We start from the raw sequence: 12,239 nt of genomic DNA on the forward strand, positions 1-12,239 counted from the left end.
GAGCCGGTGGCGATGACGACGGCCGGACGGCCTTGCGTACAAAGCTCCGGCAGGAAGGCGGCGAGCCGGGCCCGCGCCTCGGCATCGAGCGCGGCGAAGGGCTCATCGATCATCAACAGCCTTGGCCTGACCAGCAGCAGGCGGGCGATGGCGAGCCGCAGCAGCCCCTCCGGCGAGAGCTCGGCCGGCCGCTGCGTCGCCTGCCCGGCGAGGCCGAGCCGAACCAGCACATTGGCGATCAGGCCTTCACGCTCGAACGGCGTCGCCTTCGGCAGGACGAAAGCCAGGTTTTCGGTGAGATCGAGCCAGGGAAAGAAGCGCGGCCTGGCGCAGAGCAGGCCTATCTCCGCCGTCGGGATCGCTCCCTCCTCGGAGCTCACGCCGGCGAAGGCCTGCAACGCCGCGCCCCGCGTCTCGGCCGGACCAAGCAGCGCGACGACCTCGCCGGCCCTGGGACGCGCCGGACTATTTTCGAGAGCACAGGAGAAATCGTGAAGAGAGGCCGACATCGCTGACTCCATCCATAGACAAAGCGGAAGGAGCACCGACGACCTCAGGTCGTCCCGTCGTCCCGCGCTTTAGCTGCATTTGTTTCGCGCCCGCAAGCTGAGGCTCAAATCGGCGCGTGTCCTCTTCTAAGGTCCGGATGTCCGTTTTGTCAAACGACGCAGACCGAGGCGCCACCTCTATTCCACACACTCCAAACGTTTAATTTTATCCTCTCCCCTCACCTTCTCCCATGTTACGAAAGGCGATGTCTGCCGGAACGGAGCCTTCGTGACCGCGCCTCACGCCAAGCCTGCCCTGCCGCTCGCCGAGATGCTGCACCATCCCGACGCAGGCGTCGCACGGCTGTTCGAAGGGATAAACCGGCGCGACAAGGCCAAGATGCGGCAGACGCTGATCGCCGGGCTCAGGCAGGTGCTGGACGACGGGCATGCCTCGGCCCGGGCGATCCTGGCCGGCCCGCGCGGCGGGTTGGCCTGCGCGCATCGCCTCTCGGCCGTGATGGACGCCGTGGTGCGGGCGCTGCACAGCGCCGCGATCACCTATTTCTATCCGGCCGACAATCCGTCGCAGTCGGAGCGGATCGCAGTCGTCGCCGTCGGCGGCTACGGGCGCGGCACGCTGGCGCCGGGCTCCGATGTCGATCTGCTCTTCCTGTTCCCGCACAAGCAGACCGCCTGGGGCGAGAGCGTGGTCGAATCCATGCTCTATCCGCTCTGGGACCTGAAGCTGAAGACCGGCCATTCCGTGCGTTCGATCGACGATTGCGTGCGGGAGGCCCGCGCCGACATGACGATCCGCACCGCCCTGCTGGAAGCGCGCTTCCTGGTGGGCGACCGCGCGCTCTTCGACGAGATGGTCGGCCGGTTCGACGCGGAGGTGGTCGAGGGCACGGCCCAGGCCTTCACCGAGGCCAAGCTCGCCGAACGCGAGCTCAGGGTGCAGCGGGCCGGCGCCTCGCGCTATCTGGTCGAGCCCAACGTCAAGGACGGCAAGGGCGGCCTGCGTGACCTCAACACGCTGTTCTGGATCGCCAAATACGCCTACCGCGTCCACGATGTGCGCGAGCTGGTCGAAGCCGGGCTGTTCGACCAGCAGGAATTGCAGATGTTCCAGCGTTCGGAGGAATTCCTCTGGCGCGTGCGGTGCTGGCTGCATTTCATCACCGGGCGGGCGGAGGAGCGCTTGTCCTTCGACCTGCAAAGGCAGGTCGCGGCCGAGATCGGCTATGCCGGCCGCAGCGGGCAGGCGCCGGTCGAGCGCTTCATGAAGGCCTACTTCCTGATCGCCAAGGATGTCGGCGACCTCACCGCCATCGTCTGCGCCGCCCTGGAGGCGCGCCAGCAGAAGCCGCGCGCGACGCTCTCGCGGCTGTTCGACTCGCTCGCCAAGCGCAAGCGCGAGCGCTCGCTCGGCCATCCCGATTTCAAGCTGACCAGCCAGCGCCTCAATGTCGTCGACGACAGCGCCTTCGAGCGCGATCCGGTCAACCTGCTCCGGCTCTACGCCATCGCCAGCCGCGAGGACCTCGCCATCCACCCCGATGCCAGCCGGCTGGTCACGCAGTCGCTCCGGCTGGTGACGCCAGGCCTGCGCAACGAGCCGGAAGCCAACCGCATCTTCCTGGAGATCCTGACCGGGCGGCGTTCGCCGGAGGTGGTGCTGCGGCGCATGAACGAATCCGGGTTGCTCGGTCGATTCGTGCCGGATTTCGGCCGCGTCGTCGCGATGATGCAGTTCAACATGTACCATCACTATACGGTGGATGAGCACCTGATCCGCGCCATGGGTGTGCTGGCCGAGATCGATGCCGGCGTGCTGGAGGCCGAGCATCCCCTGGCCAACGAGATCATGCCGACCATCGCCAACCGGCGGGCGCTCTATGTCGCGCTCTTCCTGCACGACATCGCCAAGGGCCGGCCGGAGGACCATTCGCTCGCCGGCGCCCGGATCGCCCGCAAGCTCGGCCCGCGCTTCGGCCTGACCCCGGCGCAGACGGAGACCGTGGCCTGGCTGGTCGAGCATCATCTGGACATGTCGACGGTGGCGCAGAGCCGCGATCTCGGCGACCCCAAGACGATCGAGAGCTTCGCCGCGACCGTCCAGACGCTGGAACGCCTGAAGCTCCTGCTCGTCCTCACCGTCGCCGACATCAAGGCGGTCGGCCCCGGCGTCTGGAATGGCTGGAAGGGGCAGTTGCTGCGCACGCTCTATTACGAGACCGAGCTCGTGCTCACCGGAGGCCATTCTGGTGTCGAGCGCAAGGCGCGCATCGCCATGAAGCAGGACGAATTGCGCCGGCGCCTCGCCGACTGGGACGAGGCGGAACGCGACGCCTATGTCGCACGTCACTACCCCGCCTATTGGATCAAGGTCGATCCCGAGCAGCAGGAGAAGCACGCCCGCTTCCTGCGCGATGCCGAAGCTGCCGGGCGCACCACGGCGACCATCGTCGAGACAGATAAATTCCGTGGCGTGACCGAACTCACCGTGCTCGCCCCGGACCATCCGCGCCTGCTCGCAATCGTCACCGGCGCCTGCGCCGCGGCCGGCGGCAATATCGTCGATGCGCAGATCTTCACGACCAGCGACGGGCTCGTGCTCGACACGATCTCGGTCTCGCGCGCCTTCGACCGCGACGACGACGAACTGCGCCGGGCCGAGCGCATCGCCGCCGCCATCGAGCGGGCGCTTAAGGGCGAGATCAAGATCGCCGATCTCGTGGCGCAGCGGCGTGCGCCGCCGCCGCGCGGGCAGACCTTCCAGGTCGAGCCCGAGGTCGTGATCGACAACGTGCTCTCGGCCCGCCACACCGTGCTGGAGGTCTCGGGCCTCGACCGGCCGGGCCTGCTCTACGACCTCACCACCGCCATCGGGAAGCTCAACCTCAACATCGCCTCGGCCCATATCGCGACCTTCGGCGAGAAGGCGGTCGACGTGTTTTACGTCACCGACCTGACCCATGCGAAGATCGTCTCGACCGGCCGGCAACTGACGATCCGCAAGGCGCTCATCGACGTGTTCAAGTTCGAGGCCGAGAAGCCGGCCCCGGCGAAGGCGAAAATGCCGGCCCGCGCTTGATTTAACCGGCCATAAGGCCGATATCCGGCACGAACGCGGCTGCGGCCCCGCGAGGGGCGATGCAGCCAGCCAGGAAAGGGACGTGACGATAAAATGACGCAGAACCCTGCGACGGAAGACCCCAACCTCGAAGCCGGCGCGGACGCGCCCGAGCAGGCGGCCACCGCCGAGGCAGGCCTCGCGGCGCAGCTCGCCAAGATCGAGGCCGAACGCGACGACCTCAAGGACAAGCTGCTGCGCACGCTCGCCGAGATGGAGAACCTGCGCCGCCGTACCGAGCGCGAGATCGCCGATGCCAAGGCCTATGCGGCGACCAGCTTCGCCCGCGACATGCTCGGCTCCGCCGACAATCTGCGCCGGGCGCTGGAAAGCCTGCCGGCGGATGCCATGAAGACGGCCGATGCAGCCGTGAAGGCGTTGCACGAAGGCGTCGAGCTGACCGAGCGCGAATTGCTCAAGACGCTTGAGCGCCACGGCGTGCGCCGCATCGATCCGCAGGGCGAGAAATTCGACCCCAACCTGCACCAGGCCATGTTCGAGGCGCCCGACGCCACGATCGCCAAGGGGCTGATCTCGAAGGTCGTACAGATCGGCTACAAGATCGGCGAGCGCGTGCTGCGCCCGGCGCTCGTCGGCGTCTCCGCCGGGGCGCCCAAGGCTCCGGAAGCGCCGGCCGGCGAACCGACCCAGCACTGACGCCGTGTTCGAGGTCGCCGGCGTCGCCATCTTCGCGCTGACCGGCGCCCTCGTCGCCGCCCGCAAGGGCATGGACCCGTTTGGCTTCATCCTGCTGGCGGTCGTGACCGGCGTCGGGGGCGGCACCTTGCGCGACGTCCTGCTCGGGCGCGGCATCTTCTGGGTGCGCGACCCCAGCGACGTCATCACCTGCACCATCGTCGCGCTCGCCTGCTGGCTGCTGGCCTATCTCCGCCCCGGCGTGCTCGAAGGCTGGGGCGGCCGCAAGCTCCTGATCTGGGCCGACGCCGCCGGCCTCTCCCTCTTCGCCGTTATCGGCACGCTCAAGGGTCTCGATGCGGCCGTGCCGGTGCTTTCGGCCGTCGCGCTCGGCGCGATGACCGCGACCTTCGGCGGCATCCTGCGCGACATCCTCGCCGGCGACCGGCCGATGGTGCTGTGGAGCCGCGATTTCTATGTCACTGCCGCCACGGCAGGCGCCGCCATGACGGCCTTGCTCACCGGCCTCGGCCTCTCCGGCCCGCTCGTAATGCTTGGTGGCCTTGCGGCCTGCTTCGGCCTCAGGGCGGGATCGCTGCTGTTCGGCTGGTCCTTCCCGAACCTGCCGCGCAAATCGGCCGATTAGGCGGCTCGATCCACCGTTGTCATTCCGGGGCTTCGCGGAGCGAAGAACCCGGAACCCACGACTGGGCGAGACATTCGGTGCCAAAAAAATACAAGCAAGCCACCCCGTCGTGGGTTCCGGGTTCGCGCCTGCGGCGCGCCCCGGAATGACAAGGGGCGTGCCTCGCGAAGGCAAAGTTTATTTCGACTTCGTCACGCGCCGCATGGTCAGGTTGATCCGCCCGCCTTCCGGCAGCAGCGTCGAGGACCCGGTCAGGATACGGTCGATGCCGTGATAGGCCAGCCGCGCCTCGCCGCCGAAGAGCAGCACGTCGCCGGACGCGAGCTTGAGCGACGTCGTCTTGCCACCGCGCGTCGTGCCGCCGATGCGGAAGAGCGCGGCGTCGCCAAGCGAGACCGACAGGACCGGCGCGTCGAAATCCTGCTCGTCGCGGTCCTGATGCAGGCCCATCTTGGCGCCCCCGGCATAGAAATTGACGAGGCAGGCCTCCGGCGGATGCGGATAATCCGCCAGTTCCCGCCAGAGATCGAGCAGCGGCGCCGGCATGATCGGCCAGGGCTCGCCGGTCTCGGGATGCTCCGCCTGATAGCGATAGCCGTCGATATCGGAGACCCAGCCGAGCGAGCCGCAATTGGTCATGCGCACCGAGAACGGCGTGCCGCTCTTGGGCATGCGCGGCTGAAAGAACGGCGCCTTGCGCGCGACCGCGCGCAGTTCCGCGACCAGGGCCGCCTGCTCCTCCGGCGCCAGCCGGCCCGGCCAGTGAACGACGCCCGGCGCGACGGTGACGCGGGTCATGGTCAGAACGCGTCGAGGCCGAGCACGTCGGCCATCGAATAGAGGCCAGCCTTGCGCCCCCGGCCCCAGAGCGCGGCCTTGATCGCGCCCTGCGCGAAAAGGCTGCGATCCTCCGCCACATGGGCGAGCTCGAGCCGCTCGCCGGCGCCGGCGAAGATGACCTTGTGATCGCCGACGACAGTGCCGCCGCGCAGCGCCGCGAAGCCGATCGTGCCGGGTTCCCGCGCGCCGGTGATGCCGTCGCGGCCGGCGACGCGTGTCTGCGCGAGATCGACCGCGCGGCCTTCCGCCGCCGCCTCGCCGAGCAAGACGGCCGTGCCGGAGGGTGCATCGACCTTCATGCGGTGATGCATCTCGACGATCTCGATGTCCCAGTCGGTGCCGAGCGTCGCGGCGACCTTGCGCACCAGCGCCGCCAGCAGGTTGACGCCGAGGCTCATGTTGCCGGAGCGGACGATCGGCGTGCGCTTGGCCGCCTCGGCCAGCTCGGCCAGATGCTTGGGCTCCAGCCCGGTGGTGCCGACGACATGCAGGATGCCGGCGTCAGCCGCCAGCCTGGCGAAGGCGACGGTCGCATCCGGCGCGGTGAAGTCGAGCACGCCATCGGCGGAAGCAAAGGCAGCGGCGGCATCGCTCGTCACCTTGACGCCGGAGGCCGGCAGGCCGGCGAGAATCCCGGCATCGTCGCCCAGCACGGGGGAGCCCGGGCGCTCGATGGCGGCCACGAGGGTGCAGCCTTGCGCCTGATCGATGGCACGGATCAGCATCCGGCCCATCCGCCCGGCGGCCCCGACGACGACGAGACGCATATCACTCATGGAAGGGGGGCTCCGGTCTGGCTCTGCGACGGCAGATATCTTCGCCAGTAGCGCAATAGGCCGGGCTTCGCCAGCGGAACACCCGAAAGCCGCCTATAGCAAAACGGCCGGGTTGCCCCGGCCGCTTCGTGTTCCTCACGCTGTCGGCGCTCAGGCCGCCTGCTGGATGCCCGAGAGCTTCCAGGCGCCGCCACGCTCGCGCACGAAGGTCCAGTACTCGCTGACCTCCTGAGGCTGCGTGGAGCTGCCGTCGACGATCTTGCCGGTCTTGCGGTCATAGGCCGCGTTGATCAGGCTGAAGCGCATCGCGACGGTCGCGTAGTCGAGATCACCCTCGCGCCAGGCCTGAGACAGGTCGCCCTGCAGCAGCTTGACGTCGGAGACGCGGTCGGCGACGCCGCGGCGGGCGTTGTCGCTGAGATCCTCGTCGAAATAGCCGAACATCTCGGGCGTCGTGCGCTGACGCAGGCCGGCCTCGTCCTCGCTCGAATAGGCGGCGTTGATCTCGCCGAGCAGGCGCTCGAACGCGTTGAAATCATCCCCCGCGAGCTCGATCGGCTGCGGCTGCACGGCGGCAGCGGCGGCACCGCCACCGAAACCACCCATGCGGGCAGCAGTCTGCTGGGGCTGCGGCGCGTCATAGCCCTGGCGGGCATAGGGCGCGCCCGCGCCGGCGAGCTGCGGCTCGGAACGGCGGCGGAAGAAGCGGATGGCGAGCATGATGATGCCCGCGATCAGGCCGATCTGCAGCAGGAAGCCGAGCATGCCGGCAAGCGAAGCCAGGCCGCCGAAGAAGCCGGAGCCTGAGAGCATGCCGAACAGGCCCGCGCCGAGCAGGCCCGCGCCGATGCCCATCATCATGTTGCGCGCGAAGGACGGACGGGCGGCCTGCGCAGCCGCGCCGGCGGCCGAGGGGCCTGCCATGGAGGGCGAAGCGGGCGAAGACGGCGCGGAGCGCTGGAACGTCTGGGCGCCGCCGGGCGTCGTATTGGTCGACGGCGGCGCGCTATTGGTGAACGACCCACGGCTGCCCGAGCTGCGGCCGCCGCCCGGACGGGCTTCGGCAACGAGCGGCACGAGCAACAGAGCCCCGGTGATCAGGGCGACGGCACGTCCACGGCGGGCGAGCGAAATCAGAGACATTGTTCCTCCCGGGGCCCACAATGGGCCCACCGGCACACAATATGGAGAGAGCCTGCATCCCGCGCAAGGCCCCATCCGGCTAACAGACTGAAATGCCTTACTATTTCAAACCAGTACATAATCATTCGTTGCGAACGGGCCTATATGTTAAGCTCCGGGTAGTCTCGCCATGCGAGGCGCAGGGAGAGAGCCATGACCGGATCCGGACCGAGGCCTCACCGACATCGCGTGCTGAGCTGCATGCTCGCGTTCGCTGTCATCCTCCTGTTCAGCGAAGCGGCGGCAGCCGGCGATGCCGCCGTCGCGCTCGACAAGCCGCGCCTCGCCCAGGCGCCTGAGCCGCTCTGCTTCTGCTGGAACGGTGGCCGCAAGATCGCCGAGGGCTTGAAGTCCTGCATCAGGACCACGCAAGGCCCCCGGGTCGCGACCTGCGGGCGGGTCGTCAACATGATGTCCTGGGACGTGTCGGAAACGGCCTGTCCGGAAAGCTGAGCGCTTTCGCCTCCGACGTCCCAGCCACAAACGAAAGCGCCGCCGGGATTACCCGGCGGCGCTGCTTTTATTGCTCTTGTGGTCCTAGCGACTTCGAGCCTGACCCGTTGTCAGAACGCTCCCAGAACGATCGCCATCATGAAAACGAAAGCCGCACCCATGATCAATCGGTCGAGACGTAGCGTGACACTCATCACACCCTCCTGTGTCATTGACCTGTCGTGGAAGCTAGCAGAACTGACGGAGGCCGCAAGGGGGCGACATCGTGGCAGGGCCGGGATGCAGGGTAGATCACCCTTAATCAAGGGTTAAATCTTTGATTAGATTTGGGGATATTTCTGGCTGCGCGATTTCGCCGCGAGCACTGTCCGGCGCTTCGCCACGGTTGCGCCATAATTAACCTCGGCACTCGCGGCGCTGATCTTGTCGACATCGCCGCGATGGCTCCGCGCCAGGAAAACCGCCTTGGTTAAGGCCGAAAACGCGCGATTAAGGCCCCGTTCACCACAGCGCCAAAGTTAATGCGCCTGTGGCGGCCTGGACGCAGTCGGTTGAGAAACCGTTCACCAAGCGCTTCGCATTTGAATGGTCATGCGACGCGCACATCTCGCCCTCATCGCACTCGGCATCGCCGGCGCAACCGGCCTGGCGGGCTGCGGCAAATTCCAGAAGCCCCAGCGCGCCGCCTGGCGCGACCAGGCGGAGGCCGCCTGCATGTCGTCCCGCCAGGTGCAGCTCTCCTCCTATGTCAGCCTGCGCGGCAAGCCGATCGACGGGCCGGGGACCTGCGGCATGCAGCAGCCCCTGAAGGTCACAGCCCTGCAGAACGGCAACGTCAGCCTGACGAGCCCTGCCCTGCTGGCCTGTCCGGTCGTGGCGACCACCGACCAGTGGTTCGCGGAGGTCGTGCAACCTGCGGCGATGAACATCCTCGGCGCGCAGGTGATCGAGATCCGGTCCGGCTCCTATTCCTGCCGCGCCATGAACAACGGCACGGCGACGACCCGCACCTCAGAGCATGCCTTCGGCAATGCCGTCGACGTGTTCTCCTTCCGGCTGAACGACAACCGCGTCGTCACGGTCAAGGAGGGCTGGCGCGGCTCGCCCGAGGAACAGAACTTCCTGCGCGAGATCTTCGTCGGCGCCTGCACCTATTTCGGCACGGTGCTCGGCCCGGGCGCCGACCCGATGCATTACGACCATCTCCATATCGACCTCGCCCGGCATTCCAAGGGCCGGCACATCTGCAAGCCGATCATCAAATACACGCCGAACTACAACCTGCCGCCGCCGGACCCGGCACGCCCCTATATCTCGGCGCAAGGCGCTCCCGCGCCTCAATCCCAGCGCGGCAACAGCCAGACCGCCACCGCCTATGCCGGGGAGTCGATGCTGCGCCAGCCGAGCGGCGGCCTGCGCCCGCCCGGCGCCGTGCAGGGCGGCTATCCGGTCGCCAACAACGGACGCGGCCAGGACAACAGCCTCGACGCGCAGCAGCGCTTCCTGCAGCAATACGACGCGCGTCAGCAACAGGGGCACTACCAGCCGCAGCCTCTGCCGAGCGAGCGGCGCGGGCCGCTTTCCCTGCCCGGCGCCGTCGAGCCCTCGGAGGAGGAAACCGCGTTCGGCGATGGCGGCAGCTCCGGCTTCGTCGACCAGCAGGGCTCGGAGGAAGCCTTGCCGATCAGCCCCGAGCGCGACCCCTTCGCCTATAGTTCGGCGCGCGTGCCGCCGCGGCGCTGACGAGCACGAACGACACCCTGTCCGTCATTCCGGACAAGCCGCGTCAGCGGCGCCGATCCGGAATCCATCGTAAGGCGCAGTTCCCTCCGATGGATTCCGGGTCAAGCCCGGAATGACACGTGATTCAGAACAACACGAAGATCGAACTGATCTCTCAGCGCGAGACCAGCACCTGCCGGCATTCCGGCGGCAGGGCATCGAGCGACATCGGCGGTTTGGGCTTGGGCTTCGGCCCGGGCTTGGGCTTCGGCGGGTTGAAGATGGCGTCGTGCTGGCGCTCGACCCAACCGCTCAGTTCGGCACCGCAGCCGTCGCCGAAATTCGGCGGCTCCTGGCCCTGGCAGCTCGCCATGCCCGCCGGACAGGCCAGCCGGATGTGGAAATGGTAGTTGTGGCCCCAGATCGGCCGCACCTTGTCCAGCCAGCCCTTGTCAGCCCCAGCCTCGCGGCAGAGCGCGACCTTGATCGCCGGATTGACGAAGATGCGCTCGACCTTGGGCTCGGCCGCCACGGCGCGGATCAGCCGGGTATGGGCCGGGGTCCAGTTGCGGGGATCGACATCGCGCCAGTCCGAGCGGGCCATGTTGACCGCCGACATATTCTCGCGCTGCTCGCGGTCGAGACGGCCGCGCGGCATCGGCGTCAGCCAGACATCGGCATCGAGCCCGATCTGGTGCGAGGCATGGCCGGTCAGCATCGGCCCGCCGCGCGGCTGCGACATGTCGCCGACGAGCAGGCCCGCCCAACCGGTGATGCGCGGCACGTCGCGGGCGAGCTTCTCCAGATAATCGATCAGGGCGGGGTGGCCCCAGTTGCGGTTGCGGTTGAGCCGCATGACCTGCCAGCTCGGCCCGTCGACCGGCAAAGCCTCGGCGCCGGCAAGGCAGCCGCGCGCATAGGAGCCGATGGCGCGGGCCTGCATGCTCGCAGGCTCCGTCTTCTGGCCGAAGAGCGAGCGGGCCGCATCGGGCCAGGCCGCGATATTGGCGGCACGGGTCTTCGCTTCCTGGTCGGCGGTCGACTGGGCGAGCGCCGCTGACGGCAGGAGGGCGAGCACGGCGAGAGAGCCTGCGATTCGGGCGATGGTGCGCATGACGGGAGAATCGCCGCGACCATCCATGGCGGTCAAGCGCGATGGCTGGACAAGCGCCGCGGCGAATTGCAGCCTTGCGCGAAAGGCGACGCAGCGCGCCGCTCCGGGAGGACCATCGATGACCGTCACGATCGACCGCCGCGCGCTTCTCGCCGGCACCAGCGCCCTGCTCGCCGCCCCCTCCGTCGGCCTCAGCCAGCAGCCCTGGCCGCAGGGGCGGGTCGTCAAGCTCGTCGTGCCGTTCACGCCCGGCGGCGCGACCGACGTGCTCGGCCGCCTGATCGCGGACAAGCTCGGCCAGACATGGGGCACGAGCGTCATCGTCGAGAACCGGCCCGGCGCCGGCAGCAATATCGGGACGGAAGCCGTGGCCAAGGCCGAGCCCAATGGCGAGACGCTGCTGATCGTCTCGGTCGGGCTCGCGACGAACCAGTATCTCTACGCCAAGGTCAATTACGACCCGATCAAGGATTTCGCACCGATCACCATGGTTGCGCTGGTGCCCAATCTGCTGGTCGTCCGCAACGACCTGCCGGTGAAGGATGTCGCCGAGCTCATCGCCTATGCCAAGGCCAATCCGGGCAAGCTCACCTATGCCTCCTCCGGCGTCGGCACCTCGCTGCATCTCTCCGGCGAGCTGTTCCAGAAGCTGACGGGCACGAAGATGGTCCATGTCCCCTATCGTGGCTCGGCCCAGGCGATCCAGGACCTGATGGGCGGGCGCGTCGACCTGATCTTCGACAACATCACCTCGGCGCTGCCGCAGGCGAAGGCCGGCGCGATCCGCGGGCTCGGCGTTACTACGGCGAAGCGCGCACCGACCGCGCCGGAATTCCCGCCGATCGCGGAGACGGTGCCGGGCTTCGACGTCTCCTCATGGTTCGCCCTGTTCGCGCCGGCCAAGACACCGCCCGCGATCATCGCGAAGATCCAGGCCGACACCAAGGCCGGCGTCGCCGATCCCGCGCTGCGGGCGAAGATGGACGCGCTGGCGGCCGAGCCCGGCGGCTGGACGCAGGAGGAGCTCGCCGCCTTCCTGCGCTCCGAGCTGAAGAAATGGGGCGACCTGATCAAGGAAGCCGGCATCAAGGCCGAGTGACGGCGACGCTGAAGCATCGGGCCGAAAAGTGGATTCCACTTTTCGGACAAATCCGATGCGATAACGCATCGATAGATCATCGTTATCGCGCCCTATCGGTCGCACGATGATCTAAGGGAACCGCGGGTTCCTAGCCGGCGTTTC

Annotated in this window: 11 protein-coding genes; 6 read left to right on the top strand and 5 right to left on the bottom strand. The window is 67.9% G+C overall.

The genetic code is table 11. The annotated features are described in order from the left end of the window. Positions 1 to 509 (bottom strand): ATP-binding cassette domain-containing protein (locus tag JHD80_RS05000; RefSeq protein ID WP_199085278.1); only part of this gene is annotated, 509 nt, incomplete at its 3' end. Positions 510 to 819: 310 nt separating this feature from the next. Between JHD80_RS05000 and JHD80_RS05005 the strand changes: the two genes are divergently transcribed. The 3 genes from JHD80_RS05005 (at position 820) to JHD80_RS29255 (ending at position 4,909) form a co-directional block, all read left to right on the top strand. After that, positions 820 to 3,588 carry a [protein-PII] uridylyltransferase gene (locus tag JHD80_RS05005; protein ID WP_199085348.1) on the top strand — a complete coding sequence of 923 codons (2,769 nt, stop codon included), beginning with the start codon at positions 820 to 822 and terminating at the stop codon, positions 3,586 to 3,588. Positions 3,589 to 3,681: 93 nt separating this feature from the next. Beyond that, complete coding sequence (gene grpE, locus JHD80_RS05010) at positions 3,682 to 4,284, top strand: nucleotide exchange factor GrpE (RefSeq protein WP_199085279.1); 603 nt, start codon at positions 3,682 to 3,684, stop codon at positions 4,282 to 4,284. Between the two features lie 4 nt (positions 4,285 to 4,288). Beyond that, positions 4,289 to 4,909: a TRIC cation channel family protein gene (locus JHD80_RS29255; protein ID WP_199085280.1), complete on the top strand. Its 621-nt coding sequence runs from the start codon at positions 4,289 to 4,291 to the stop codon at positions 4,907 to 4,909. Positions 4,910 to 5,086: 177 nt separating this feature from the next. Here the strand turns inward: JHD80_RS29255 and JHD80_RS05020 are convergent, their stop codons facing one another. The 3 genes from JHD80_RS05020 to JHD80_RS05030 form a co-directional block, all read right to left on the bottom strand. Beyond that, a complete protein-coding gene (locus tag JHD80_RS05020; RefSeq protein WP_199085281.1) occupies positions 5,087 to 5,707 on the bottom strand; it encodes an alpha-ketoglutarate-dependent dioxygenase AlkB family protein in 621 nt (206 codons plus the stop codon). Between the two features lie 2 nt (positions 5,708 to 5,709). Then, positions 5,710 to 6,516 carry a 4-hydroxy-tetrahydrodipicolinate reductase gene (dapB, locus tag JHD80_RS05025; protein WP_199085349.1) on the bottom strand — a complete coding sequence of 269 codons (807 nt, stop codon included), beginning with the start codon at positions 6,514 to 6,516 and terminating at the stop codon, positions 5,710 to 5,712. Positions 6,517 to 6,675: 159 nt separating this feature from the next. Beyond that, positions 6,676 to 7,668 carry a Tim44 domain-containing protein gene (locus tag JHD80_RS05030; protein ID WP_199085282.1) on the bottom strand — a complete coding sequence of 331 codons (993 nt, stop codon included), beginning with the start codon at positions 7,666 to 7,668 and terminating at the stop codon, positions 6,676 to 6,678. A gap of 240 nt (positions 7,669 to 7,908) precedes the next feature. On the opposite strand from JHD80_RS05030, the gene JHD80_RS05035 reads away from it, so the two are divergent. Beyond that, complete coding sequence (locus JHD80_RS05035) at positions 7,909 to 8,160, top strand: hypothetical protein (RefSeq protein ID WP_199085283.1); 252 nt, start codon at positions 7,909 to 7,911, stop codon at positions 8,158 to 8,160. A gap of 591 nt (positions 8,161 to 8,751) precedes the next feature. After that, positions 8,752 to 9,903, top strand: a complete 1,152-nt coding sequence (locus tag JHD80_RS05040) for an extensin-like domain-containing protein (RefSeq protein ID WP_199085284.1) — start codon at positions 8,752 to 8,754, stop codon at positions 9,901 to 9,903. Between the two features lie 154 nt (positions 9,904 to 10,057). Here the strand turns inward: JHD80_RS05040 and mepA are convergent, their stop codons facing one another. Continuing rightward, positions 10,058 to 10,996, bottom strand: coding sequence for a penicillin-insensitive murein endopeptidase (mepA, locus tag JHD80_RS05045; RefSeq protein WP_199085285.1), 939 nt, complete (start codon positions 10,994 to 10,996; stop codon positions 10,058 to 10,060). Between the two features lie 118 nt (positions 10,997 to 11,114). Between mepA and JHD80_RS05050 the strand changes: the two genes are divergently transcribed. Beyond that, positions 11,115 to 12,095 carry a Bug family tripartite tricarboxylate transporter substrate binding protein gene (locus tag JHD80_RS05050; RefSeq protein ID WP_199085286.1) on the top strand — a complete coding sequence of 327 codons (981 nt, stop codon included), beginning with the start codon at positions 11,115 to 11,117 and terminating at the stop codon, positions 12,093 to 12,095. Positions 12,096 to 12,239: the final 144 nt, after the last annotated feature.

This window comes from Allobosea sp. ASV33 (assembly GCF_016428755.1).
GTDB lineage: Bacteria > Pseudomonadota > Alphaproteobacteria > Rhizobiales > Beijerinckiaceae > Allobosea.

Bases quoted from the DNA above. Each gene is read 5' to 3' on its own strand.
- JHD80_RS05020 (WP_199085281.1), bottom strand. From the start codon at position 5,707: ATGACCCGCGTCACCGTCGCGCCGGGCGTCGTTCACTGGCCGGGCCGG.
- JHD80_RS05030 (WP_199085282.1), bottom strand. From the start codon at position 7,668: ATGTCTCTGATTTCGCTCGCCCGCCGTGGACGTGCCGTCGCCCTGATC.
- JHD80_RS05035 (WP_199085283.1), top strand. From the start codon at position 7,909: ATGCTCGCGTTCGCTGTCATCCTCCTGTTCAGCGAAGCGGCGGCAGCC.
- dapB (WP_199085349.1), bottom strand. From the start codon at position 6,516: ATGCGTCTCGTCGTCGTCGGGGCCGCCGGGCGGATGGGCCGGATGCTG.
- JHD80_RS05040 (WP_199085284.1), top strand. From the start codon at position 8,752: ATGCGACGCGCACATCTCGCCCTCATCGCACTCGGCATCGCCGGCGCA.
- mepA (WP_199085285.1), bottom strand. From the start codon at position 10,996: ATGCGCACCATCGCCCGAATCGCAGGCTCTCTCGCCGTGCTCGCCCTC.
- JHD80_RS05050 (WP_199085286.1), top strand. From the start codon at position 11,115: ATGACCGTCACGATCGACCGCCGCGCGCTTCTCGCCGGCACCAGCGCC.
- grpE (WP_199085279.1), top strand. From the start codon at position 3,682: ATGACGCAGAACCCTGCGACGGAAGACCCCAACCTCGAAGCCGGCGCG.
- JHD80_RS05005 (WP_199085348.1), top strand. From the start codon at position 820: ATGCTGCACCATCCCGACGCAGGCGTCGCACGGCTGTTCGAAGGGATA.